Here is a 25,674-nt window from a genome sequence, read left to right as displayed (position 1 = left end):
TCCCGGATATTGCCACGGCAGTGGTAGATCCCTTTATTGAGGCGCCGGTAACCATAGGCTACGCCATGGCAAACCGCAGCGCTGTTGTTCGGATCCCGGCCTATGTAAAATCCCCGGACAAGAAGCGGTTTGAGCTGCGCAATCCGGATGCAACCTGCAATCCCTATTATGCCTATGCCGCAATTTTGATGGCAGGTCTGGACGGCATTCGGAGAAAAATCGATCCGGCAGGTCAAAACTGGGGACCCTTTGACTTTAACCTGTTTGAGCTTTCTGAAGAGGAAAAGGCAAAGCTGGGTCATCTGCCTGCCAGTCTGGATGAGGTTCTGGATGCGCTGGAGGCAGATCACGAGTATCTGACAGAAGGCGGCGTTTTCCCAGAAAGCCTGATCAAGAACTGGATTCGAACCATGAGGGCAGACAGCAGGGAAATCAGCAGAATTCCTCATCCGGCAGAATTTGTCCGGTATTATGATTTATAGGAGGGAGAAGGATGCGAGGGTCTCGTTTGTCAGATAGGATCAGTTTGAAATCGTAGATATATACTGCGCGCAGGGGAAATGGCTGCTGATGCAGCCACGCTCCGGCGCAGGAAAATAGTTACGAATATTGGCTGAAAAAGTAGAATGGAGGGATTCTTTCTTGCACTTAGAAGTGTTTTAAAGAGTAAATCTGCAAGGATAATTATTTTGATTGCGTTTCTGGCAGTTTCTTTTTATTCACTTATTACAATTAGTGCGCATATATTATCAATTAAAAAAATTGTTGAGAACGATAAAAATAGAAAAACAGAGATTACACAGACTTATCCTGTAAGCACAGATGATATCGAAGGCGTGATAGAGGATGTGAAGCTTACATGATCTGTTGACAGAGAAAAGCTCTATTCTGAAGAGGAGCCGGAGCTTGTTTCGCTTTTGAAAAGGTATGACGCCACGCTATGAGCAAGTGGCTGTTTGAGCGGGGACAGCAGATAACAAATATTTATATATTTCCTGACAACCCTATTCTCTTTGTGACGCGTATCCGCCAGTTTTGCATGAAAGGCCGTTTTCGAAGAAAAATGCAAAATACACATTTATATAAAAAGCAGCGCTGCTCCATAGATGATTTCTCATCTAATTTGCAGCGTTGCTTTTTCCCTTTTTAAGGTTTTTGCTCTGTCTGACTGACTATACACCAATGATGCTGACACCGGGATTGGCACGACAGCTCCCCTTTTTTGCATCAAAAGAAGACAGAAAGATTTATAACTGTCTTGTCACATGACAAAACAAGTGGTATAATGCCAGATGTTGCGAAATTGTAACTGTTCAGGACGGGGCATCTTCTTGTCCGGCAAAGCCGAACAAGAAGTATCGGGGATTCCTCCGATGTGAGAACTGGCGAGAAAAGCCGCTTACAGGCAAGCCTGATACGGCTTTTCCCGCCAGTTCTCCCGCCGTCCTGAATAGTTACGCAAAATTGTAAATATTTCAGGGAAATGGGCATTATGGAGGGACTCATGTCAGTAATAGAAGAAATCAGGCGTTTGAAGGAAGAAAAAAATGCAGTGATTCTGGCTCATTATTATGTGCCGGATGAGGTGCAGGAAATAGCAGATTATATTGGAGATTCTTATTATTTAAGCAAGGCGGCTCAGAAAACAGATGCAGATATCATCGTGTTCTGCGGTGTAAAGTTTATGGGAGAAAGCGCCGCAATTCTGAATCCGGAAAAGAAGGTTCTGATGCCGGATATGGCGGCAGACTGCGCGATGGCTCATATGGTGCAGCTGGAAAAAATCCGTGAAATGAGAGAGAAGTACGAGGATTTGGCGGTGGTATGCTATATCAATTCCACAGCAGAGATTAAAACCTGCTCTGATGTGTGCGTGACCTCAGCGAATGCGGTCAAGATTGTAAAGAATCTGCCGAATCAGAATATTTTCTTTATTCCGGACGGAAATCTGGGACGATATGTGGCTGAACAGGTGCCGGAAAAGAATGTGATTCTCAATGACGGTTGCTGTCCCATTCATGCGGCTATGTCTGCAGAAGCGGTAAAACGGGAAAAGGAAAAGCATCCGGAAGCAAAATTTCTGGTGCATCCAGAGTGTACTGGGGAGCTGCTGGAGCTGGCAGACTACATAGGAAGCACTTCCGGCATTATTGATTTTGTTGCAGGAGATGAGGGAAAGGAATATATTATTGGCACTGAGGTGGGGGTATTATATGAATTAAAGAAACAGAATCCGGATAAAAATTTCTATATCCTTTCCGATAACCAGATCTGTGCTGATATGAAGCTGGTTACCTTAGAAAAGGTTCTGGAGGTTTTAAAGCAGGAGACAAACGAAGTAAAGGTTACAGAGAAAGTGAGGATTCAGGCAGGAGCACCGCTGGAAAAAATGCTGATGCTGGCCAAATAAGCAATGATGAAGACGGATGTTTTGATTGTAGGAAGCGGCTGTTCTGGTTTATATTGTGCGCTGAATCTTCCGACAGATAAAAAAATTACGGTGATTACAAAAGCAGGCGCCGAAGAAAATGATTCCTTTCTGGCACAGGGCGGCATGTGTATGCTGAAGGATGAAAAGGATTTTCAGAGCTTTTTTGAGGATACCCTGAAAGCCGGCCATTACGAAAATGATAAAACCTCTGTGGAGATTATGATTCGTTCCTCCCAGGCGGTTGTAGAGGATCTGCTGCGGTTTGGAGCAGATTTTCAGAAGGACGAGAAGGGAGAGCTGGTATTTACCAGAGAGGGGGCACATTCAGAAAAACGGATTATTTTTCACGAGGATGTGACTGGAAAGGAGATTACCAGCACCCTGTTAGCCCAGGTGAAGGAGCGGCCCAATATTACCCTTCTGGAACATACGGCCATGGTAGATTTGATTGAGGAAAACAATGTGTGTTATGGGGCTGTTGTTCAGAAGCCGGATGGAGAAATTGAGGCGGTGGAGGCAGATTATACGGTGATGGCGACAGGGGGAATCGGAGGGCTATACCGTCATTCGACTAATTTCCGCCATTTGACAGGAGATGCCCTGGCTGTTGCAATCCGCCATGGAATTGCTTTAAAGGATATTTCCTATGTTCAGATTCATCCTACAACCCTGTATGCAGAGGAAGAGAGAAGCTTTTTGATTTCGGAATCCGTGCGGGGAGAAGGAGCCGTGCTTCGCGATAAAAACGGAGATCGGTTTGTCAATGAGCTTCTTCCGAGGGATCTGCTTACAAAAGCAATTCTGGCACAGATGGAAAAGGACGGCACGGATTTTGTATGGGAGGATCTGCGGACGATACCGGAAGATGAGTTAAACCGTCATTTTCCCAACATTGTTGAACATTGCAGAGAAATGGGGTATGATGTAACAAAAGAGTGCATTCCCGTAGTACCAGCTCAGCATTATTTTATGGGGGGCATTCAGGTGAACCATGAGAGTAAGACCTCGATGGAGCAGCTGTATGCGGTTGGAGAGACTGCCTGCAATGGTGTTCATGGAAAAAATCGTCTGGCCAGCAATTCTCTTTTGGAGAGCCTGGTATTTGCAAAGCGGGCGGCCCTTGATATGGCAGGTCATGTCCAGGAAGTGAAAAAGAACAGCCGCCTGATTGAAGAAACGGATATGGAACCATACCGGGAGCTTTCCGGACTTTATGAAACCTATCAGAAGCTGGTGAAGAACGGGATTCAGGAAGCCGGAAGAGCTTAGAGGAGAATCGGAGAAGGCTGGAAAAGCTGGAAGTGGAAAAGAAAACGGAAGAGCTTAGAACGGAAGCTAGGGACAGAGGCCAGAATCGTAGTCCAGGGCAGAAATTTGGGACAGAGGCTCAACAGAATAAAAGAAACGCTGCGGCCCTGGAAAGAAAAACAGGGGCTGCGGGAAAGGGAGACAGAAAGATGTACGATCAGGTTACTTTAAAATTAAATGTGGATCCGCTGATTTTAAGTGCGCTGCGGGAGGATATTACAAGCGAGGATGTGTCTGCAAACAGTATTATGAAAAAACCTCAGGCAGGAGAAGTGGATCTGATTTGCAAGCAGGATGGGATTATCTGCGGACTGCAAGTTTTTGAACGGGTATTTACCCTTTTGGATGAGAATACAAAGGTTGAATTTTTTGCAGAAGATGGCGACGAAGTAAAGAATGGACAGCTTTTAGCTAGGGTTTTTGGTGATATTCGGGTTCTTCTGTGCGGAGAGCGGACTGCCCTTAATTATCTTCAGAGAATGAGTGGAATTGCCACATACACGCATTCTGTGGCAGCCTTGCTGAAGGGAACGAAAACAAAGCTTCTGGATACCAGAAAGACAACGCCGAACAATCGTATTTTTGAGAAATATTCTGTTCGCGTAGGTGGAGGAAATAACCACAGATACAATCTTTCTGATGGAGTTCTTTTAAAAGACAATCATATTGGTGCAGCCGGAGGAGTAGAAAAGGCAATTAAAATGGCAAAAGAGTACGCTCCCTTTGTCCGGAAAATTGAGGTAGAGGTGGAGACATTGGACATGGTAAAGGAAGCTGTTGAGGCTGGAGCAGATATTATTATGCTGGACAATATGACCCATGAACAGATGAAGGAAGCGATGGAATATATTGACGGACGCGCAGAGGTAGAGGTATCTGGAAATGTAACAAGAGAAAATATTTCACGGCTGACAGATCTTGGAGTGGACTATGTTTCCAGCGGCGCTCTGACTCATTCAGCGCCGATTATGGATATTTCATTAAAGAATCTTCACACAGTTTAACAGGTTTTATGGAGTTTAAGAAGAAGGAAGGCAGAGGGACAGGATGAGTGGTAAGGAAAGACGGGAACAGATTCTGAATATACTGAAAGACAGCGGGAAACCGGTTCCCGGCGTGGAGCTGGCAAGACTTCTTCAGGTTAGCCGTCAGGTTATTGTACAGGATATGGCGCTTCTGCGTGCTAATGGGATAGAGATTCTTTCCACCAACCGGGGCTATGTGGCGGTCAGGGAGAGCAGCTTTAGCCGTGTATTTAAAGTGATTCATGCAGAAGAACAGGTTGAGGAGGAGCTGAATCTGTATGTGGATTTCGGCGGAACAGTGGAAGACGTATTTGTATATCATAAGGTTTACGGAGTCATCCGGGCAGAGATGAACATCAAATCACGAATGGATGTAAAAAAGTATCTGCAGGATATCTCGTCCGGAAAATCCACACAGCTGATGAAGCTGACCTCTAATTATCACTATCATACTATTTCTGCAGAGAGGGAAGAAATTCTGGATATGATTCAGGAAGAACTGGAAAAGCGGGGATTTCTGGCCCAGCTGCAGGATTATGAGCCTGTGGATTTCTGGAGAAAGAACTAGGCTGGGCCAAGGCGTTTTTACGGATGAGAAGGAAGACGCTGCGATTCATGAAGCTTTTTGAACTGCAGAGGGGAAATGGAAAAGGCCTGTTTGAATGCGCGGTAAAAAGTAGAATAATCTACAAAGCCTACCTGTTCTCCGATGGATTCTAAGGGTTCTCCATTGAGAATCAATACCTTTGCTGCAATTAAGCGGCGCTGTGTTACATAGCGGTAGAAGCTGACATCCATTTTTTCGCTGAACAGACGGGAAACGCTTCGTTCACTGATGTAAAAATCAGCGGCAGTTGATTTTAACGTTATTTTTTCTGACAGGTGATTTTCAATATAGGCAATCAATTCATCCAAAAGCTCCCGCTTTTCTGTCAGTGGCTCTAAAACCTTACTGTGGGTGCAGGCTCTTGTTAAATGGATCAGCAGCTGAATTGCATTGGAAAAAATACAGCCCTGATATCCATCCTGCTTTGTGGCTGATTCCATGCATGCTGACTGAAAATAGGTTTCCAGATATTCCCATCCGCTGTCCTTTGTTCGCAGCAATACAGGGACTGATAAGGGCTGAAAGCCAAAATTTTCAGTCAGTGATTTTATAAAATCAGGATGAATCCACATGACATAGCGGGCGTAGGGCTCCACCAGACGATCCAGATACAGAGGTCTGTGACTGATGCCCGGAGGGACAAAAATGATATCGCCTCTGCGGACTCTGTATCGATCAGGACCAAGCAGATACTGAACATTTCCGCTTCGACAGTATAATACTTCATAGAAAGTATGACTGTGAAGCTGCACCTTATCTTTGGTATAATTGATGTCTTCCTGGCAATCTACGGTGTTAGAATTCATCTCTAATTCCTGATAAAAATTAGATAAAATAATGCCTTCGGCAATCAGTGTTTTCTGAACTTCTTCATTGCTGATTTCGGTGCCTTTCAGCGCCGAAATCAGCTTTTTATATTTTTTCGCTTCTGATAATTTCATTCATTTCTCTCCTGAAAGCAATGCATATTTTTTCAATAAAAGGTAAAGCTGACAGGAAGACTATAACTGAATTTGGCGATATTTGCAATATTATATGCGATATTTGTAATACAAATTGTAATAATGGTGTAGTATGCTTAATGCACCATGATACATGAGGCCTGAAACATCGTATCAAAAACTAAAAATCACAGATCAGCGGCTTTTTTGCTGCATCAAGGAGGAGCTAAGATGAATGAAAAATCTGTACGTCCTTTTGGCGTAAAGGACCAGCTTGGTTATGTCTTTGGAGATATGGCCGGAAGCTTTGTAAATTTATTTGTAGATGCCTATTTTTTAACATTCTGCACCTATATTCTGGGGATTTCACCAGGATGGATGGCTGGTTTATTTTTAGCAGCCCGTCTCTGGGATGCGATTAATGATCCGATTATGGGCTCTTTCCCGGATCGCTGGCTCATTGGAAAAAGCGGTGATAAATTTAAACCATGGGTAAAACTGTTTATGATTCCTCTGGCGCTTTCCGGTGTCCTTTGTTTTACCAAGGTTCCCTTTGAAGGCATTGCCCTTCACGCCTGGGTTGCATTTTCTTATGTTTTATATGGCATGTGCTATACAGGAACCAGTATGCCTTTCGGAGCAATGGCAAGTGTCGTTTCCACCGACCCGATTGACCGTTCCAAATTGTCCAGAGCAAGAAGTATTGGCGGAACTTTAGTTGGCTTTGGCGCTTTGTCAATTATTCCAGTTGTTTGTTTTGATAAAGAATCCAATATTCTTCCAGAACGTTTTACTATGGTTGCAGTTGTATTTGGAATTCTTTGTGTTGTTTCTTATATGCTTCTGTGCAACCTGACTGTTGAGCGTGTTCGTCAGACAACTACGGAAAAAGAACCCTTTCAATACGGCAAGGTATTGAAGGCAGCATTTAGAAACCGTCCATTAATCGGTGTTATGATTGCTACTGTGGGAAGTATGCTGTATATTACAGGATACAGCCAGCTCAAGAGCTACATTTACAAAGAGTTTTATCAGGATACCAGCTTTATGACTCTTGCAAGTCTTGGCTCTATTCCTGTTATGATGGTTTGTTTTGTTATGGTACCGAAAATCGTAGCAAAATTTGGAAAAAGAACGGTTATTCTGGTTATGAGTACCTATAATCTGCTAGTTTCTTCTTTTATTTTGTTTTTCCAGGTGAAAAGCCCTCTGGCCTATACGGTTCTGGTTTTGCTGGCCACTATTGGACAGACTGCCTTTACTATTTTGATTTGGGCGCTGGTTACCGACTGTCTGGATTACAGCGAATGGAAGATGAATTTCCGTGCAGATGGAAGTATGTATAGCCTGTATACCTTCAGCCGAAAAGTCGGTTCTACTATTGCGTCTGCCGGAGCGGCATCTGCACTTGCAGCGATTGGTTATGTAGCCGGAGCGGGAGCTGTACAGAGCGCGGAAACCGTAAACAATATTTACTATCTGGTAAATGCAATTCCGGTTATTACTTGTATTTTGGAATTGATTGGTATTGGAATTATCTTTAACTTAGATAAAGAGAAGACTGCAGAAATGTATGCAGAGCTGGAAGCCCGCAGAAAAGCAGCAGCTCAGAGATAAGATTAGGGATGGGAAGTGAGCTTCCGGTCGGGAAATAGGCTTTACAGGAAATAGGCTTTAGAAAAGGAGGCTTCTATGGGAAAAATTGATTTGCACCTTCATTTGAGTTTTCATTCTCTCCCCAAAGGTGATAAAATGTCTGTAAGCAGTTACCGGGAAATGCTGCCTCATTTAAAAAAATTGGGAATTGAAAAAGGTGTGCTTATGTCCAGCGGGGAAACCCCTTCCCTGCTGCCCATGGGAACCAATGAAGAAAATTACAGGATTGTGTCAGCAGATCCGGAGCATTATGCCTGGATGTGCAATCTGGATTATGACGGAAATCCAGAAACAATTTATGACAGGCTTCTGGCCTGCAAGGAGAAAGGGGCCGTCGGAATTGGAGAATTGATCATAAACCGCAGACTGAATGATCCATTTTTCCACCGGTTATTTGAAGCGGCCGGAAAGCTGAATCTTCCGGTAACCTTTCACATGAGTCCGGAAGTGGGGTATTCCTATGGTGTGGTTGATGAGCCAGGTCTTCCCCTGCTGGAAGACTGTCTCAGATGTCATCCGGATACCTTGTTTCTGGGACACAGCCAGACCTTCTGGATTGAAATAAGCGCAGATGCGCCTGTTGATAAAGAAGGCCGGAATCGTTGGGGCGAAGGGCCAGTCCTTCCAGGCGGTCGTGTTCCGCAGCTGTTTGCAAAGTATCCGAATCTGTATGGAGATTTAAGTGCAAACAGTGCAGGCTGCGCTATGATGAGGGATCCGGAATTTGGGCTGAATTTTTTAGAAACGTATTCAGAGCGATTATTTTTTGCTACAGATATGGTCAATACCGAAATGATTTTCCCTCTGGGACAATGGCTGGATGAACAGGCAGCGGCCGGAAAACTGACAAGGGCTGCCTATGAAAATATCTGTTTCAAAAACGCGAAGCGAGTGTTTGGGCTGTAACAAAGACAAGAGTATTTTGAAATGGGAAGGAGAGTATTTATGGAACTTCGTACACGTATTTTGCCTCGCATGTTAAACAGCGAGGTGGAAGCATATTTAGAAGAAAATGATATCATTATTGTTCCTGTTGGAACTGTAGAAATGCACGGCGGAATGCCTTTAGACAGTGAAACCGTCATCAGTGAGGCTTATGCCTTAAAGATGGCAGAGGCCTGCAATGGCCTGGTATTAACCGGACTTCCGTATTTTTATGCAGGTGCAACGGCAACCGGCCGCGGTACAGTGCAGGTTTCTATTCGTCAGGGAATTGATTATTTAAGCGCAATTGCCCATAGCCTGCTGCGTCAGGGCTTTAAACGTCAGATTTATATCAGCTTCCACGGCCCGGCTCATATGACCTGCAGCCCTATGGTACGAGACTTTTTTGATGAAACTGGTGTTCCGATTCTTTACATGGATTTGACCATGCAGATGCTGAAGAATGCAAAGGATCTGTTTAAAGGCATGGACAGTTTTCATTCTATTACAGTAGGGGCTTATCAGATTATGGGGCGTTTAGGGGATGTTCCGCTGATGACAGAATATTTCCATCAAAAGCCGCAGACATGCAAGGAATTTGACGATATTTTTGGTCTTGCCTATCAGAGCGCTGCCATCGGCTACTGCTTTGCTTCTCCGGAGGATCATATGAGTACACCTGCGATTCCTGATGAAGAAACACGTCAGCGTCTTGCAGATGAGGGAGAAGAACTGATTAAGGCCCTGGTAACCCGCATGGATCTTCCTCATGTTGCTGAGCAGATGCGGAATCTGGAAGCGTATAATCATGTAAATGAGGAAAAATATCCATGGATGCCAAGTGCATTTTATAAAAATATTTGAGAATACTGTTTTGAGGCAAAAGCTGTTTTAAATCCGGAGAGTATCGATCTCCGGATTTTTAATTTAATTTCCTTGAGGCCAGCATATCGTTTTATCAATTTCTCCGGTGTATTCCTCTTTATCTTCTGAAATAGTGAAAAAATGTTCTTGTTTATAGAATTCTGCTGTACACCGTTTTTTTGATATACATTTGAGGGTCAGGACAAAATGATTTTTTTCGCATGCTCTAGAAGGTGTTTACCGATGCTGGCACAGCGGGATTCCTGTTTTACAAAAATTCTAGCAATATAAGCTTCTTTCAGGCCGATAAAGCCATGTATGTTCTCCTCTATCTTTATTTCGAATCATTTTTTTATCTACTTACATTTTAATGTATACCATGATATTGTTTCCGGATATTATTTTCAATCTCATAGAGAAATTATTTTTCCTAATGAAAACTTCTTTTCTTTTTTTCAGCTGCAGGAGGAGAAGCAGGAACGCATCTATTTTACATAGAACATTAAATTTTGAACATGAAAACCTTATTTGTTGTATTCATTCTTTGTTCAAAAATGACTATAATGTGAACATTAAATGAAACGGGAGGAATTTACAATGAAGTTGAAAAAAGTGATGGCTCTTGTGATGACAGGTACTCTTGCGGCGTCTGCACTGACTGCCTGTTCATCTGGTAAAGATAACGGTAGTACAACACAGGCAGAAGCCAATGGAGGCACTGAAAAAGAATCAAGTGCTGAACAAGGTGCGGAAAAGACTGTGATTAACATTTGGACTAAGAATCGTCACGATGCAACGTATGTTCAGGCAAAGGTTGACGAGTATAATAAAACCAATACGGATAATATCGAAGTTGTTTACACGCTGTATACAGATAACTATAAACAGGCCGTAGATATGGCTGCGCAGAACGGGGAGTTACCGGATATTCTGGTTCAGCAGAACCAGGTGTTTGACAGCTATTTTTCAAATGGGCAGTGGGCAGATTTATATCAGTTTATGGATGATGATATGAAGGAATACTTCGCAGACGTGATTACTCCTGGATACAACGAGATTGACGGAAAATTATATTTTATTCCGACAACAGGTTCCACCTGCCGCTTATTCTATAATACAGAAATTTTTGAACGTGTAGGAATCGAAAATCCTCCGACTACTTTAGAAGAAATGGTGGAGGATGCAAAACTTATTACTTCTCAGCTGAAAAGTGAAGGTATCTACGGTTTTGCACAGAACATGAAGAGTGCAAGTTCTGCATTAGCCCGTTCTATGGTTGTTGGACTTCAGAGAGAAACCGGTATGCCCTGGGGATACGATTTTGCAAAGGGGGAATATAACTTCAATAACTGGGCAGATACATTAAATCTCTGGAAAGAATTGTTATCAGAAGAATGTGCATTCCCGGGATGCGAGTCTCTGGATATTGATCCACTGAGAACCCAGTTTGCTGCAGGAAAGATTGGTATGTATTTCTCATATTCTGCGGCAGAACCAGGTGTTTATGAAAATCAGTTCCCGATGGATTCCTCTAAATGGAATGCTGCTCCAATCCCCACAGTTGGAGGAAAAGAAACCGGAAAACAGGCATATGAGGGAACCGGTGCTTATCTGTTAAATGCAAAGAGTCCGAATCTGGAAAAAGCATTCAAGGTTTACAAGGACATCTTTACAAGTGAAGAATATCAGATAGGGTATTATGAAGGCGGATATGGTGTCAGCATCATTCCTTCTGTTCTTGAAAAAGCAAATCCGAGTGAAAACTATAAGAAGAAAGAATGGCTCCGTCTTAATCCAGAATATGATGCAATTCTTCCGAAGCCTCCGCACAGTGCATTTACGTCTGGTATGATTGTAGAAGGTGAAGATATGTACAAGACCTGCGAGTCTATTTACTATGGTGATGCTGATGTTACTTCTACACTTCAGGATCTGACAGACCGATACAACAAAGCATACCAGGATGCGGTTGCAAATGGCACAGGATATGAAATTAAGATTGATCATTATGATCCGAAGAATCCGACGATTGAATAACAGGTGATCAGATTCCTGCATAAGATATATAAGGGGGAACTGCAGATTCTGGCAGTTCCTCTTTTTTGCTCTTTTTTGAGGAAATTCATGGAAAAGAAAGGATATGGCCTATGAAATCAACAACTCAACCATCTGTCAGAAAGAAAAAAGTAATCCGGAAAAATCTGGAAGCGTATTCTTTTCTGATTCCAAACCTGATTTTATTTATCGGATGTTCCGTTTATCCTGTTTTATGGGCATTAAAATATGCATTTTATCAGTATGGAGGATATGGAACCGGAGCTCCGCGTTTTGTGGGACTGGAAAATTTTGCAAGGGTATTTCGAGATGGAATTTACTGGGAAAGCTTATTACGTACGTTTACTTATGGATTTGGAAAATTGCTGATCATTCTTCCGCTGGCCTTTTTTCTGGCTTTTTTGTTAAATACCCATCAAAAAGGTCACGGAGCCGTTCAAAGCATCATTTTTCTTCCAACGATTATGAGTTCTGCAGTTATGGGGCTTGTGTTCTATCTCTTATTTAATGCGTACAATGGTGAAGTCAATAAATATCTGATGGAAGCGCATATCATCAGCCAGCCAATTAACTGGCTGGGCAAAGAACACGCCATGAAAACTCTGATTTTGACGGCAGTTTGGGGTGGTCTTGGTAACTATATGGTATATTTTATTGCCGGTATTCAGCAGGTTTCCCAGGATGCCATTGAAAGTGCCCGAATTGACGGAGCAAACCGGCTTCAGTCCATCTGGTATATCATCATTCCGATGCTGGGGCCGATCTTAAAAATCATTCTGATGCTGGCAATTACCTCTGCATTTAATGATATCAGCAATGTAATGGTATTGACTGAAGGCGGACCAAACAATGCAACTATGGTGGCTTCTCTTTACAGCTACCGCTATTTCTTCCCGGTTTCTGCAACAGAAGCAGTTGTACCGCAGTATGGATATGGTGCGGCACTGAGTATTATTACTGCCTGTGTTGCCGGAATGGTGACAGTGATTTATCTGAAGCTTTCTAAGCGACTGGATGATATTTATTAAGGAGGAAATACCATGGAGCAAACAGTAGTTTATAAACCCCATATGACAAAAAAGAAAGCAGTTCTTGGTACAATTAAGTGGCTGTTTCTTGGGGTGATGATTATCTTTACCTTGTATCCGATTATTTATACCATTTTGGGTTCCTTGAAAACAAATGCAGAGCTGACAATGGGAGGTAATTTTTTTCCTTCAGAATGGCATTTTGATAATTATTATAAGGCTTTTGTAGAAGCAGATTTTCTGACTTACACCAAAAACAGTATTTTTGTCAGTTTCTCAGTTACGATTCTTGCAGTTGTGACCTGTTCACTGGCAGGATTTATTCTGGCAAGGCGGGAATTTGCAGGAAAGAAAATCCTGATGGCTATGTATATGTCTATGATGTTTGTTTCTCTTGGTTCGATTACTTTGTATCCAATTTATGAAGTGATGCATGCGTTGAATTTACACAAATCACCGATAGCATTGATTATCGCCCTGACTGGTGGACAGGCAACAAATGTATTTCTGGTTATGGGATTTACAAAAGCGATTCCTAAAGAACTGGATGAAGCAGCAATTATTGATGGATGTTCGATTTACCAGGTTTATTACCGGATTATACTTCCTCTGACCAAACCGATTCTGGCTGTAGTTGCCTTATTCTCATTCCGGAATGCATGGAATGATTACATTACTGGTTTGGTTATGACAATCACAGCGCCTGCATTAAAGACATTGACAGTTGCAGTTGTACAGTTAAAATACTCTGTCAATGCAGCCGCTGAGTGGAATATTCTTCTGGCAGGTGCGTCTATCGCGATTGTTCCGATTTTGATTGTATATATGTTTGCAAACAAACAGTTTATTGCCGGCCTTACGTCGGGTGCTGTCAAGGGATAAAAGTTATGATATAATGATTGCTGATTATTGAGGCTGCCGTTTGAAGCATGGCGGCAGCCAGATGACAGCAGGAGAGTGCATCATGAAATTACATGTTGAGAATTTAAAATTTCGTTATCAGATCATCGTATTATTTCTGATTCTGTTCCTTTTTTTATCTATGGGGAGTGGGATCAGTTTTTACTATCTTTCCGTAAAAAATGTTACAGATAACTTTTCCAACAGTGCCAGCAATACGGTGGGACAGATGAGAAATACACTGGATATCCGGATGGAGATTATCAGTGATCGGGCAAAATCCATGTTATTAAATAATGCATTTTCTGATCCGATTGTTTCCTATGTGAATAATCCTACTCTATATAATCAGGTAGTTGCTCACAGTGTTGTCAGTGATTATCTGAGTGATTTTGAACGGGGCGAGGCATTGATTGATTCTTCCTGCCTGTTTGCGGGAGGAGAATTGTTTGATGACTATGTGCGTATCAGAAAACCAGATTTCGAGTTCCAAAATTCCCTGTATTATACTATTTACCAGGAGAATCCTCTGGCGGTTCAGTGGATTCCGCCGATAGAAAATCCAGTTTATTATGGAGAAAATCCGGTCATTTCCTGTGAAAGAAGGTTTAAAGTTCCAGGATGTTCCGAATGGTTTTATTTTATTTATCACTTGGATTCCGAGCGTTTGTTTAACCTGATTACAGGACAGTATCCATTTTTTGATAATATTGTGGTTTTGGACGCAGATGGAAATCATATGATTGGCAATCAAACAATAGAAGCAGAAGAGCTTTTGGGATTGTGGGAAGAAAAGGAGACGGATACAAAGGAAATATTAAGTGCGGATCTGACGGTTCAGGGACAGGAATATCTGGTAAAAAGCTGTGATATTTCGACCAATGGCTGGAAACTGTTTGGTTTAAAGTCAAAAACGGAGTTGTTGGATAGTCTCAGAACGTTGCGGAGAAAAATTCTGGGAATCTCTCTTTTTCTTTTGATAGTTGGTCTAGTCAGTATCATTTGGGTATCTAGGCGTTTGACAGCTTCATTAAGCCGGCTGGAACGAAGTATGCGGAGCGTGCAGAATGGGGAATTTAATGCCAGATTTTTTTATCCTTATCAAAATGAGGTTGGCAGTCTTTCCAGAAGCTTTAACTGTATGATTGAAGAAATTCAGAGTCTCGTGAAAAAACAAGAACAGAGCATTGAAGATCTGATTGTGGAACGTAACCGAGTGGCTGAGATTCAAAAACAGAAGCGACATGCAGAGTTAAAAGCACTGCAGGCACAGATCAATCCTCACTTTCTGTACAATACATTAAACACTATTACTTGGCAGGCGGCGGATCAGGGAATATACGATGTCAGCCGGATGGCAAACTCTCTTGGAAAGTTTTTTCGATTGAGTCTCTCTCGAGGGGCAGAGGTAATCAGTCTGGCAGATGAAATTGAACATGTACGCTGTTATCTCAGTATTCAGCAGATTCGCTATCAGGATAAACTTCGTTATCGGATCGAAGTGCCGGAAGCATTGCTGGGATGCCGTGTTTTGAAACTGATCTTGCAGCCGTTGGTAGAAAATGCGATTTACCATGGAATTAAAGAAAAAGAAGGAATAGGTGAAATTGTTATTACTGCATCAGCAGAAATGAAGGATGGAAACAGCGTGTTGTCTTTGTATGTATATGATAATGGTGTGGGTATTCCGGAAGAGAAGCTCACGCAGATTCACAGAGGACTGCGTTTCGGGGTTAAGAATATGCAGGATGGATACGGTATTTATAACGTGAATGAGAGAATTGGACTTTATTATGGCGCGTCCTTTGGACTTTCTTATGAAAGCCAGGCAGGTGTCTGTACGAAGGCAATCATTACAATTCCCATGAAGAATCAGGAGGAGAAGATCCATGTATAAAGTATTGATAGCAGATGACGAAACGTTTGTCCGAAATCTTCTGGAAAAGAATCTGCGTGCCAGTGGACTTCCTATCGAAATTACTATTTCAGCAGAAAATGGACAGGAGGCGCTGGAAAAGGCATTTTTGTCTCCGCCAGATATTGTGATCACGGACATTGCGATGCCGATACAAAACGGTCTGGAATTGATTCGCAGCTTAAAGGATCATGGAATTTCTTCTAAAAATATCATTATCAGTGGGTATGATGAATTTGATTATGCAAAGAAAGCGATTGCACTGGGAGTTACAGATTATTTGCTGAAGCCTTTTATGCTGGAAGAACTGATATCCGTGTTTGAAAAGATCATACATGATCTGGACAGTCAGAAAATACTTCATCAGAATTTAAATCTTTTGATGGAGCAGGTGGACAAAAACAGGTTACACAATCGTTCTAATATGCTGCGGTCTTTGTTAGACGGAGCAGTTTTATCGAAGGAACAGATATCGCAGCTGGAATTTCCAATGGAAACACCTATTACAAAATATATGACTTGTCTTTTAAGTTTGATAGGAACGATATGGGATTTTCGACTTCAGGAAGAGGTGGAGTCTTTTTTCAAATTGATACAGACAGGATACTTTTCAGAAGCACTTATCTTCTATGTGGTAAGTCTAGAACCATCTAAGCTGATTCTTTGCTTCTGTTCTCAGATAAAAGACGAGCAGATTTTTCAAAATGAGATTTTAAAAGGAATAGAAAAGCTGTCAAAGAGTCTGATGCAGTATTACGATATTACGGTGTATGCTTCTCTGGGAAGAAGCTATCACGCGTTGAATGGTCTGAAAAATTCGTATGAAGATGCTCTGATGATCTGGAAAGAAGCATTGAATCCAGAAAAGAGAATTAGAATTTTTGGAGAAAACCAGGAAGAACTGAAGCTGGAGGAAAGCGATGTTTCTGATCAGATTAAGAATACCAAAAGTTGTATTCGCGGAGCTGTTATGAATGGAAACCGTGAGGAGGCATTAGGACTGACACATCAGCTGATGAATTTGTATGTTTCTATTTCCAATAAGGGAAGTGAATATATTCTGGTTTCTGCTGGAGAACTGATTTATGGTGTGGCAGATGATATGGAGAGAAATGGATTTGGCAAGGTAGAAAAAGATCATATGCCAGCTTTCAGCCAGAACATGGTATCAGCTTCTCTTTTGGAACTGCGAGGACTGTTGGAAAATTATCTGATCTATTGCTGCCAAAAGGTATCAGAAAATCTTTCTCAAAACCGTTCAGAAATTGCGGTTCACATGGTTCAGAATTATTTGGAAGAACATTTAAAGGATCACACCATTTCGATTGAAAGTGCTGCAAAAACAGTACATTTTAGTGTTAGTTATCTGCGGCAGATTTTTAAAGAAGTGACAGGAGAAAGTTTTAATGAGTATCTGATTCGGAAACGGATGGAAAAGGCTGGAGAATTGCTGCAGAACACCTCTATGAAAATTTCGGATATTGCGGAAAGCTGTGGCTATGAGAACCAGAGATATTTTGCCAGCAGTTTTAAAAAATTTTATGGATGTACACCGACAGATTTTAAATTACTTGTAGCAAAAGAACATTTATATTAGGAGGTATGGGGATATGATTCAGTTTACCAGTGAAGAAGTGGATAAATTAAGAAAAAAAAGCAAGGCATATCCGCTGACTATCGAAAAATTAAAACGCGATGTTGAGGAAGTATTTCATGGGAAACAGATCGTTCCGAAAACGGGAATTGCCAATTGGACGCTTTATTATTATTGTCCCGATTGTTCTGTTCAGCTTCAATTTAAGCGGGAAAGTCCGACAGTGCATATCTGCCCAAATTGTGGAAAAGCATGGACCGGGGAACCGTATGACAGTGCCTGGTGGGGACTGATTAACAGGCATAACTATGACGCTGTATTTGGTATGGCGATTATTTGGCTGTCTACAGGGGAAGAAGCTTATGCGAAGAAAGCCATTGAGATTTTAATGGCCTATGCAAAATATTATCCAGATTATGAAATTCATGGGAATATTCCCTACAATGGACCAGGGCGTTCCGGAGCACAGACGCTGGATGAAGCTAATTTCCAAAGAAGTTTTGCTATGGCTTATGATATTCTTTCAGAATGTATGTCAGAAGAAGAAAAAATATATATCCGTGATCGCATGTTCCTTCCAGGGGCACAGTTTCTTCTGGAACATCGTCACAAACAGCTTCATAACCATGAGGTTATTATCAATTCAGCAATTGCGGTTATTGGAATTTTGTTTGACCGTTCGGAGTTAGTCGAAGCCGCTCTTTATGAGGATTACGGCATTGTATATCAGTTAGAGCATGGTATGCAGCCCAATGATATGTGGTTTGAGGGATCATTTGGATACCATTTCTATGCCTTGACCAGTTTCTTTGCATTTGAAAAATTTGCACTTCATACGAAGTACAGCAATATACATCATAAAAATTACAAGGCAATGATGGAACTTCTCTGTGACTATATGGAACCGGATTACGGGATTCCTATGCTGAATGACACCAATTATGGACACTTGGGGAATATGAAAGATTTATATGAATTTCCATATCGAGAGCTAGGGGGCAAAAGGTTGGCGTTTGTCCTGAACACATATTATCAAAAGGAAAGCCGGGACAATCTGGAGGCTTTTTTATACGGAGCTGATACTATTGAAACGGATATGCTTCCACTGAAAAATTTCCATACGACCAAGGATAAGTCAGGTCATACTATCCTTCGAGGGCCGGAAGGACGTTACCTGTTGTTCAAACATGACCGCTATGGTGGAGAGCATGACCACTATGATCGTCTAGGAATCAGCTATCTGGCTTATGGAAAGCCGGTGTCCAGGGATCTGGGAACTACGGGCTATGGTGCAAAAATGCACTATGATTTCTACAAGAACACAGCTTCACACAATACGCTGATAATTGGAGAGGAGAACCAGTCACCAGTCAATGCAGAACTGACCCGTTATGAAGAAAAAGATGGTGTGATCTATGTGGAAGCAGAAGCAGACTGGACAAAACCGTATGAAATGCCAGACAGCTTTACTATTGTACAGTGGTCAGAAGAAAATTACCGTACAGTTACTATGAAACGCAAGATTGCCTGGACGGATCGATATTTTGCAGAGGTATTTCTGGCAGATGGAATTCCGGAAGGAAAAACATCAGACTGGATGATGCACTTCTCAGGAATACTGATTCCGGGAGAAGCAGATGAGGCAGTTATTTGTGAGAATCGTTTTGTAGGAAAAACTTTGGGGTATCTGCATGATATCAAAACCGATCCGATCAAAACGGAAGGTACTTATGAGAAAACATATGAGTGTGACGGAGTATTTACGAAGATCTATGGACTTTCCAATGGACAGACCGTTATGACAGCAACAGGACCGGATAATCCGTCTTCAGAAGAAATTTCTTACCTTGTGGAACGCCGTCATGGTAACAGGATTTTCTGTGCCCATTTGATGGAGTCCTGGACGAAAGAACCCTATGTTAAGAATGTGGAGTTTCAGGTGAGTGATGAGAAAATAACGGCAGTGGTAACTGGCTGCGATGGAAAAGAATCGGCTGTAATATTTGAATTATAAAAAGAAATCATGCCTTTATTAATATTCGTTTGGTCGGAAATGCCAGAACAGATGTTCACTGTTTCTGTACTTTTGAAATCGTTTGTGGTATACTAAAATCCAATGCCTGAGCCCTTTTTATATGGTTTGTTCCTGTTTCGTCCATATAGAATTACATGGGTACGGCAGGTTGCAAAAAAAGCAAATTGTGAACGGCATTCGTCAAGGACCGATTTTCTTCCGATTTGCAAAAATTCCTTGACGAAAATGAAAAGTTCCTTGACGAATTTTTGCCTTATAGGCGTCCTTTTTTACTTTGAAATCGGAGGTGGATTTTATGCAAAATGAACAAAAAATCTTCGAATTACATTCCGAATACGCCCCCACTGGCGACCAGCCTCAGGCCATTGAGGCGCTGGTCAAAGGGTTTCAGGAAGGCAATCAATTCCAGACTTTACTAGGGGTTACGGGTTCCGGAAAGACCTTTACCATGGCTAATGTCATTGAGAGACTGAATAAGCCGACCCTGATTATCGCACACAATAAAACTCTGGCAGCCCAGCTTTACAGCGAGTTTAAGGAGTTCTTCCCTAAGAATGCAGTCGAGTATTTTGTCTCTTACTACGACTACTACCAGCCGGAGGCCTATGTTCCCTCTACCGACACATATATAGAGAAGGACTCTGCAATCAATGATGAGATTGATAAGCTGCGCCATTCTGCTACGGCGGCACTTTCTGAACGCAGAGATGTGATTATTGTGGCCTCGGTGTCCTGTATTTATGGGCTGGGCTCTCCGATTGATTATCAGGAGATGGTGATTTCTCTTCGGCCCGGCATGATAAAAGACAGGGATGAGGTGATTCACAAGCTGATCGATATTCAGTATACCCGCAATGATATGGATTTTCACCGGGGAACCTTTCGGGTGCGGGGAGATGTAGTGGAGATTTTTCCGGCATATTCTGGAAGTGAAGCCTACCGGGTGGAATTTTTCGGGGATGAAGTGGATCGGATTACAGAGATTGACGGACTGACGGGGGAGCCGAAGCTGCAGCTGGGACACATTGCAATCTTTCCGGCATCCCATTATGTAGTTCCCAAGGAGAAAATGCTGCAGGCAACAGAAAATATTCTGGCAGAGCTGAAGGAGCGGGTGGCATATTTTAAAAGTGAGGACAAGCTTCTGGAGGCTCAGAGGATTTCAGAAAGGACGAATTTTGATGTGGAAATGATGCGGGAGACGGGATTTTGCTCCGGCATTGAGAACTACTCCCGCCATTTGACCTTTGGAAAACCGGGAGAGCCGCCGTGGACACTGATTGATTATTTCCCTGAGGATTTTCTGATTATTATAGATGAGTCCCATATTACGCTTCCACAGGTAAGGGGAATGTATGCGGGAGACCGCTCCAGAAAACAGACTCTGGTAGACTATGGGTTCCGTCTGCCTTCTGCGCTGGATAACAGGCCGCTGAATTTTACAGAATTTGAAAGTAAGATTGATCAGATGATGTTTGTATCTGCAACGCCTGGTCCTTACGAGGCAGAGCATGAGCTGATGCGGACAGAACAGATTATCCGTCCTACCGGGCTTCTGGATCCGGAGATTTCTGTGCGGCCAGTGGAAGGACAGATCGATGATCTGGTATCCGAAGTTAATCGGGAGGTGGCGGCTCATCATAAGGTGCTGATTACAACGCTGACAAAGCGAATGGCAGAGGATTTGACCGATTATATGCGGGATGTGGGAATCCGTGTAAAATATCTCCATTCCGATATTGATACTCTGGAGCGGGCTGAGATTATCCGCGATATGCGCCTGGATGTCTTTGATGTTCTGGTGGGAATCAATTTGCTGCGGGAAGGCCTGGATATTCCGGAGATTACGCTGGTGGCGATTCTGGACGCAGACAAGGAAGGCTTTCTTCGCTCAGAAACATCGTTGATTCAGACCATTGGACGGGCTGCCCGAAATTCGGAAGGCCATGTGATTATGTATGCAGACACTATTACTGATTCTATGCGTGTGGCAATCGAGGAAACGAACCGGAGACGTCAGATTCAGCAGAAGTATAATGAGGAGCATGGCATTACGCCGACTACGATTAAAAAGGCAGTGAGGGATCTGATTGCCATTTCCAAGGCTGCAGAGCGGAATGCGGCTTCGGAGGAAAAGGATCTGGAGTCTATGAGTCTGAAGGAGCTGAATAAGCTGGCAAAAGAGCTTCAGAAGAAGATGCATCAGGCGGCTGCAGAGCTGAACTTTGAGGAAGCGGTTGTTCTGCGGGATCGGATGCTGCAGGTAAAAACCATGCTGCTGGAACTGGAAGGACAGGAAAAATAAAAAAGAGACTAGGAGAGAGCGGCTGCTCCAACCGGCGGAAAGCTGTTGGAAACAATGCGGATCCGGTCATCGGATCGAGTATAGAGATAGACCTGATTGGACAGCTGATCTTCTAAGGGAACCTCCTGTGTGTTAATGGTTCGTACCATATTGCTCAAATCTTCATAAGAGGCATCGGGACTGTCCGGTGTCAGAAGGACTTCATGAACGCTGGATGGGAGGACAATCAGATCCTTCTCCAGCCGGGCAGCGAAGTCCTTTAATATATCCTGATAAATCATACAGGCAGCTCCATACAGACCAGTCTGGTTGGAGAGAACATAAAGAGGAATAGTTTCGCTGGGAGCCTGAAGGAGAAGATCGAGAAGCGATGGGTCACAGGTATCCTGAGAGGTATCCCGGGCCATGCTCTGCAACAGCTCCTGCATACTTTGAATTTCGGCTGGGAATTCCCGTGGGGTGTTTTCCCGGGCCAGTCTCCACAAATCTCTGGCACTTACCTTCCACATGCGGGCATGACTGTTGTGGATCATGGCAGTGACCTGACCTGTATCTGTGCGTTCCAGGGAGAGGAAAAAAATAATAGAAAGATCCAGATAAGGTATATGGGGAACGTCGGAAAGAAGTACCTGGTTGGATGCAGTGTGAATCATGCGGAACATGACCTTGTCTTTTAAATATTCGAAATCAATGACAGATTCGGCAGTCAGAGAGGCAGGAGGAGGTGTAGTCTGGTAAAGCTGAAGAATTTCTTCAACAATGGATTCCAGGGAGGAACCATGAATCAGTTTCTGGTAATAGGGATTCAGGTAAATCGTGGGAGCCAGATGGGCTCCGGGCCCCTGAAGCGTCAGTCCGTCCAGTGTGACACCATTATTGCGGGGAAGGGGACGGAGAATAAAGTGAAATTCTTCGCCAAGGGCAGCCTGCAGGTTCTGAAGCAGGCATTCTAAAAAAATTTCGTATGCCATAAAAGGATACCTCCATATGTGTAGTAGGGATAAAAGTAACTGTTCAGGACGGGGCATCTTCTTGTCCGGCAAAGCCGAACAAGAAGCATCGGAGATTCCTCCGATGTGAGAGCTGGCAGGAAAATTCCTTTATAAGCGAGCTTGACAAGAATTTTTTTGCCAGCTCTCCCGCCGTCCTGAATTGTTACGGATAAAATATAAATTTGATGTGGGAAACAGATTTGAAAATTCCGAAAACGGAATGAGACATAAGAATGTCTGAAGTGGTAGAACCTATTATAAAGGATTTTTCCTGGCTGTGCAAGGATATCCTGGAAATTTAAGAAAAGATTTGGTTGTAGTTTCCCGAAAAACCAGATAGAATATTTCTTGAGTTTCTGTGTGCTGAAGCTGGAAAAGCGGAAGAGAATCGGAAACCGGGAAGAAAATTCAGTATTAATTATGTAAGGATACAGACAGAATGAATCGAGTGATAAAAAGAGCGGTAATCCTGTTTGGAATTTTTGCTGCCGCTTTGCTGGCATATTTTTTTCTGTCCGGCAGAGACAGCGGAAAAGAACAGGTGGTGTATGTAGATATGGGAGAGGCTTCTCTTCCGGCAGTCAGTGTGGAAATGTTTGGTCGAAAGACTAATCCCATGGCCGGATATGTACAGGAGGTGGATAATCGGGCAGCAGGAAACAGTCTGACGGTATTGCCGGAGGATCGGGCGCTGGCGGTTCTGATTGAAAAGGGAGGAGATGCGGTTACAGGCATCAGCTATGAGATCAGAACCATGGATCGGGAACGTCTGATAGAGCGCACTGTGTTAGAACAGTGGGAAGAGAATGGAGAGGAACTTCGGGCAGTGCTTCCTATTCAGAATCTTCTGAACAGGGAGCAGGAATATCTGCTGCGTTTGGATTTGAATACGGAGAAGCATGGAATTGTTCATTATTATACCAGAATTCTCTGGACAGAAAATGAGGGAGTTTCTGCCATGCTGGATTTGGCAGTAGATTTTTCTGCCAGAACTTTTGACTATGAGCAGGCAAAAGAGCTGACTACCTATTTGGAGACAAGTTCTGCGGAGGACAACAGTTCCTTTGGAACAGCTACGATCCGCTCCAGCTTTTCTCACCTGACCTGGGGAGATTTGGGTATGCAGCCAGCAGGTCAGGTTCAGGTGACGCTTAAGGAATTAGACGGAATTATGAGCTGCGTCCAGTTATCGTATTTGGCGGAACGAAAAAACGGAGAGGACGAGACAGAATATTATCAGGTAGAAGAAAATTTCACTATGAAATGGAATTCCCTTCGGATTTATCTGATGGATTATGATAGGCAGGTAAACCAGATTTTTCAGGGAAAGCAGACAGATTACACGGGAAAACGGATTTTGCTTGGAATCACCAGAGATGAGCGGGTTGAGGTCAAAAAAAGTCCAGATGGAAACGTTCTGGCTTACCGGACAAACCGGGATCTGTGGAGCTATGATCAGAAGGAGCAGAGGGGAGCAAGGGTCTTTTCCTTTCGAAGCAGTGATATAACGGATCCCCGCAATTATTACGGGCAGCATGATGTCTCGATTCTGTCTGTGGCAGACAGTGGGGATGTGGATTTTCTTGTATATGGGTATATGAACAGGGGAAACCATGAGGGAAGCATGGGAATTGTGGGTTACCACTACGATTCCGGACAGAATGCGCTGGAGGAGCTTTATTACATTCCCTATACAGGATCCTATGAAACTCTGGAGGACGATCTGCAGCAGCTTGTTTACCGGAACGAGCAGGGAATGCTGTATCTGTATGTGGATCATGCCATTTATGGTATAGATTTGAAAAGCCGGGAAAATATTGTTGTGGCAGATGCCCTTGAGGAAGGCTGCTATGCTGTCAGTGCAGACAGAAGCCGCATTGCATGGCAGGAGGGAGGAAGCCGATATGATTCAGAAAGCCTCAGTCTGATGGATCTGAATACAGGAGAAAAACGGGAAATTCGAGGTGACTCAGGAAAATATGTAAGAGTTCTCGGCTTTGTAGGAAGCGATCTTGTTTATGGGACAGCAGACAGAGAGGATGTGTGGATGGTCAACGGACGTGTCCGGGATCTTCCGATGGAAAGTATTCGGATTATTAATGCTCAGATGCAGGAGGAAACCAGCTATGAAAAGCCCGGATACTATATTTCTGAGGTACAGGTAGAAGAAAGCCGGATTCATCTGAGCCGTGTTTCCAAAACAGGAGGAAGCTATATAGAGGCCCAGCCGGATACAATTGTATGCAACGTGTCTATGGGGCCTGGGGAATTAGAGGGAATTGGCTGGTATGCATCTGCAGATAAAGGAAAATTGTATTTTGTACAGCTTTCTCAGGAGATTCGCAGCACCAGAAATGTACGGATTTCTGTTCCCAGGAAGATCCGTGACAGCGAGTCAGATATACTGGAACTGAAATCCAATTATCAGGTGAAAAAGCTGGAGTTTTATGCCTACAGCGGCGGTCATCTGCAGAAAATCACCACAGATTTTTCTGAGGCGATGCAGAAAGCCTATGAAAAAATGGGGGTTGTTACAGACGGCAATCACAGGATTCTGTGGAGCAGAGTCAACCGTGGAACGGTAAAAAATATTAAGGATCCGGTTTCTGTCTTTGCTCTGGTAGAGCGGCAGCTGGAAAATTTTTCAGCCAGTTGTATTCTGGAGGACGGTCTGATGATTCTGGATGCAAGAGGCTGCAGTATGCAGCAGCTGCTTTATTTTATTGATCAGAATATGCCGGTTTTGGGATTTACAGAAAACGGCAGCTATCTTTTGCTGTGTGGTTTTGATCAGTACAATGTGACTGTGTATGATCCGGCTTCCGGTGAAACCTACAAGGCAGGACTCAATGACAGTACGGAATTTTTCCGCCGGCGGGGAAATGATTTTATCTGTGCAGTCCGGCTTCAGTAAGTAGGAATGCTCGTTTCTCTTTACAAATCGGATTTATGTGGTATAATCTATAAGACACTGGGTGCGCAGAAGACCTGGTGGTTGGAAAACAGACAGATTTCGATTATTTTGACAGCAGTTCAGTGTTGCAGTGTTTCCGCCGGAGCTTTGGAAGGAAAGAACGGGCCGTCCTGAACAGCT

General features: G+C 43.2%; 18 protein-coding genes and 1 pseudogene. 17 read left to right on the top strand and 2 right to left on the bottom strand.

What is annotated here, in order from left to right; all coding sequences use genetic code 11:
• Positions 1–29: 29 nt before the first annotated feature.
• The 6 genes and pseudogenes from glnA to ACESON_RS13705 form a co-directional block, all read left to right on the top strand.
• Positions 30–482, top strand: a pseudogene (glnA, locus tag ACESON_RS13730) (glutamine synthetase); the annotation flags it as partial.
• Positions 483–626: 144 nt separating this feature from the next.
• The gene (locus ACESON_RS13725; protein ID WP_373110479.1) at positions 627–863 is read left to right on the top strand and encodes a hypothetical protein; all 237 of its coding nucleotides are present in this window, start codon (positions 627–629) and stop codon (positions 861–863) included.
• Between the two features lie 641 nt (positions 864–1,504).
• Positions 1,505–2,410, top strand: coding sequence for a quinolinate synthase NadA (gene nadA / locus ACESON_RS13720; RefSeq protein ID WP_373110477.1), 906 nt, complete (start codon positions 1,505–1,507; stop codon positions 2,408–2,410).
• Positions 2,411–2,416: 6 nt separating this feature from the next.
• Positions 2,417–3,700, top strand: a complete 1,284-nt coding sequence (locus ACESON_RS13715; RefSeq protein WP_373110529.1) for an L-aspartate oxidase — start codon at positions 2,417–2,419, stop codon at positions 3,698–3,700.
• A 188-nt stretch (positions 3,701–3,888) separates the two neighbouring features.
• A complete protein-coding gene (gene nadC / locus ACESON_RS13710) occupies positions 3,889–4,743 on the top strand; it encodes a carboxylating nicotinate-nucleotide diphosphorylase (RefSeq protein WP_373110475.1) in 855 nt (284 codons plus the stop codon).
• 43 nt (positions 4,744–4,786) lie between these two features.
• On the top strand, positions 4,787–5,332 hold the full coding sequence (locus tag ACESON_RS13705) for a transcription repressor NadR (protein WP_373110473.1): 546 nt from the start codon (positions 4,787–4,789) through the stop codon (positions 5,330–5,332).
• Positions 5,333–5,349: 17 nt separating this feature from the next.
• Here the strand turns inward: ACESON_RS13705 and ACESON_RS13700 are convergent, their stop codons facing one another.
• Positions 5,350–6,312, bottom strand: coding sequence for a helix-turn-helix domain-containing protein (locus ACESON_RS13700; protein ID WP_373110472.1), 963 nt, complete (start codon positions 6,310–6,312; stop codon positions 5,350–5,352).
• 231 nt (positions 6,313–6,543) lie between these two features.
• On the opposite strand from ACESON_RS13700, the gene ACESON_RS13695 reads away from it, so the two are divergent.
• The 10 genes from ACESON_RS13695 to uvrB all read left to right on the top strand — a co-directional run bounded on the left by ACESON_RS13695 (position 6,544) and on the right by uvrB (position 21,588).
• Positions 6,544–7,929 (top strand): MFS transporter, encoded by a 1,386-nt coding sequence (locus ACESON_RS13695; protein ID WP_373110470.1) that lies wholly within the window; start codon positions 6,544–6,546, stop codon positions 7,927–7,929.
• A gap of 75 nt (positions 7,930–8,004) precedes the next feature.
• On the top strand, positions 8,005–8,874 hold the full coding sequence (locus ACESON_RS13690; protein WP_373110469.1) for an amidohydrolase family protein: 870 nt from the start codon (positions 8,005–8,007) through the stop codon (positions 8,872–8,874).
• A gap of 39 nt (positions 8,875–8,913) precedes the next feature.
• Entirely contained in the window at positions 8,914–9,756 is an 843-nt protein-coding gene (locus tag ACESON_RS13685) for a creatininase family protein (RefSeq protein WP_373110467.1), read from the top strand.
• 597 nt (positions 9,757–10,353) lie between these two features.
• Entirely contained in the window at positions 10,354–11,793 is a 1,440-nt protein-coding gene (locus ACESON_RS13680; RefSeq protein ID WP_373110466.1) for an ABC transporter substrate-binding protein, read from the top strand.
• A 110-nt stretch (positions 11,794–11,903) separates the two neighbouring features.
• On the top strand, positions 11,904–12,839 hold the full coding sequence (locus ACESON_RS13675; protein ID WP_177275978.1) for an ABC transporter permease subunit: 936 nt from the start codon (positions 11,904–11,906) through the stop codon (positions 12,837–12,839).
• 12 nt (positions 12,840–12,851) lie between these two features.
• Positions 12,852–13,721, top strand: a complete 870-nt coding sequence (locus tag ACESON_RS13670) for a carbohydrate ABC transporter permease (protein WP_373110464.1) — start codon at positions 12,852–12,854, stop codon at positions 13,719–13,721.
• Positions 13,722–13,803: 82 nt separating this feature from the next.
• Complete coding sequence (locus ACESON_RS13665; protein ID WP_373110462.1) at positions 13,804–15,636, top strand: sensor histidine kinase; 1,833 nt, start codon at positions 13,804–13,806, stop codon at positions 15,634–15,636.
• Positions 15,629–17,251, top strand: a complete 1,623-nt coding sequence (locus tag ACESON_RS13660; RefSeq protein ID WP_373110460.1) for a response regulator — start codon at positions 15,629–15,631, stop codon at positions 17,249–17,251. Before ACESON_RS13665 ends, ACESON_RS13660 begins: the two co-directional genes overlap by 8 nt.
• Positions 17,252–17,264: 13 nt before the next feature.
• A complete protein-coding gene (locus tag ACESON_RS13655; protein WP_373110458.1) occupies positions 17,265–19,262 on the top strand; it encodes a heparinase II/III family protein in 1,998 nt (665 codons plus the stop codon).
• Positions 19,263–19,578: 316 nt separating this feature from the next.
• A complete protein-coding gene (gene uvrB / locus ACESON_RS13650) occupies positions 19,579–21,588 on the top strand; it encodes an excinuclease ABC subunit UvrB (protein ID WP_373110456.1) in 2,010 nt (669 codons plus the stop codon).
• A gap of 8 nt (positions 21,589–21,596) precedes the next feature.
• Here the strand turns inward: uvrB and ACESON_RS13645 are convergent, their stop codons facing one another.
• Entirely contained in the window at positions 21,597–22,559 is a 963-nt protein-coding gene (locus ACESON_RS13645; RefSeq protein WP_373110454.1) for a DUF5688 family protein, read from the bottom strand.
• Between the two features lie 460 nt (positions 22,560–23,019).
• On the opposite strand from ACESON_RS13645, the gene ACESON_RS13640 reads away from it, so the two are divergent.
• Positions 23,020–25,494 (top strand): hypothetical protein, encoded by a 2,475-nt coding sequence (locus ACESON_RS13640; protein WP_177958243.1) that lies wholly within the window; start codon positions 23,020–23,022, stop codon positions 25,492–25,494.
• Positions 25,495–25,674 lie beyond the last annotated feature (180 nt).

The organism is Lachnoclostridium sp. Marseille-P6806, from assembly GCF_964238185.1.
GTDB lineage: Bacteria > Bacillota > Clostridia > Lachnospirales > Lachnospiraceae > Brotaphodocola.
The sequence above is the reverse complement of the archived record's forward strand: the minus strand, read 5'-3'. Positions and strand labels throughout refer to the sequence as shown.

Bases quoted from the DNA above. Each gene is read 5' to 3' on its own strand.
- ACESON_RS13640 (WP_177958243.1), top strand. From the start codon at position 23,020: ATGAATCGAGTGATAAAAAGAGCGGTAATCCTGTTTGGAATTTTTGCT.
- ACESON_RS13655 (WP_373110458.1), top strand. From the start codon at position 17,265: ATGATTCAGTTTACCAGTGAAGAAGTGGATAAATTAAGAAAAAAAAGC.
- ACESON_RS13675 (WP_177275978.1), top strand. From the start codon at position 11,904: ATGAAATCAACAACTCAACCATCTGTCAGAAAGAAAAAAGTAATCCGG.
- ACESON_RS13715 (WP_373110529.1), top strand. From the start codon at position 2,417: ATGAAGACGGATGTTTTGATTGTAGGAAGCGGCTGTTCTGGTTTATAT.
- ACESON_RS13645 (WP_373110454.1), bottom strand. From the start codon at position 22,559: ATGGCATACGAAATTTTTTTAGAATGCCTGCTTCAGAACCTGCAGGCT.
- uvrB (WP_373110456.1), top strand. From the start codon at position 19,579: ATGCAAAATGAACAAAAAATCTTCGAATTACATTCCGAATACGCCCCC.
- ACESON_RS13665 (WP_373110462.1), top strand. From the start codon at position 13,804: ATGAAATTACATGTTGAGAATTTAAAATTTCGTTATCAGATCATCGTA.
- ACESON_RS13705 (WP_373110473.1), top strand. From the start codon at position 4,787: ATGAGTGGTAAGGAAAGACGGGAACAGATTCTGAATATACTGAAAGAC.
- ACESON_RS13695 (WP_373110470.1), top strand. From the start codon at position 6,544: ATGAATGAAAAATCTGTACGTCCTTTTGGCGTAAAGGACCAGCTTGGT.
- ACESON_RS13690 (WP_373110469.1), top strand. From the start codon at position 8,005: ATGGGAAAAATTGATTTGCACCTTCATTTGAGTTTTCATTCTCTCCCC.
- ACESON_RS13660 (WP_373110460.1), top strand. From the start codon at position 15,629: ATGTATAAAGTATTGATAGCAGATGACGAAACGTTTGTCCGAAATCTT.
- nadA (WP_373110477.1), top strand. From the start codon at position 1,505: ATGTCAGTAATAGAAGAAATCAGGCGTTTGAAGGAAGAAAAAAATGCA.
- ACESON_RS13670 (WP_373110464.1), top strand. From the start codon at position 12,852: ATGGAGCAAACAGTAGTTTATAAACCCCATATGACAAAAAAGAAAGCA.
- ACESON_RS13700 (WP_373110472.1), bottom strand. From the start codon at position 6,312: ATGAAATTATCAGAAGCGAAAAAATATAAAAAGCTGATTTCGGCGCTG.
- nadC (WP_373110475.1), top strand. From the start codon at position 3,889: ATGTACGATCAGGTTACTTTAAAATTAAATGTGGATCCGCTGATTTTA.
- ACESON_RS13685 (WP_373110467.1), top strand. From the start codon at position 8,914: ATGGAACTTCGTACACGTATTTTGCCTCGCATGTTAAACAGCGAGGTG.
- ACESON_RS13725 (WP_373110479.1), top strand. From the start codon at position 627: ATGGAGGGATTCTTTCTTGCACTTAGAAGTGTTTTAAAGAGTAAATCT.
- ACESON_RS13680 (WP_373110466.1), top strand. From the start codon at position 10,354: ATGAAGTTGAAAAAAGTGATGGCTCTTGTGATGACAGGTACTCTTGCG.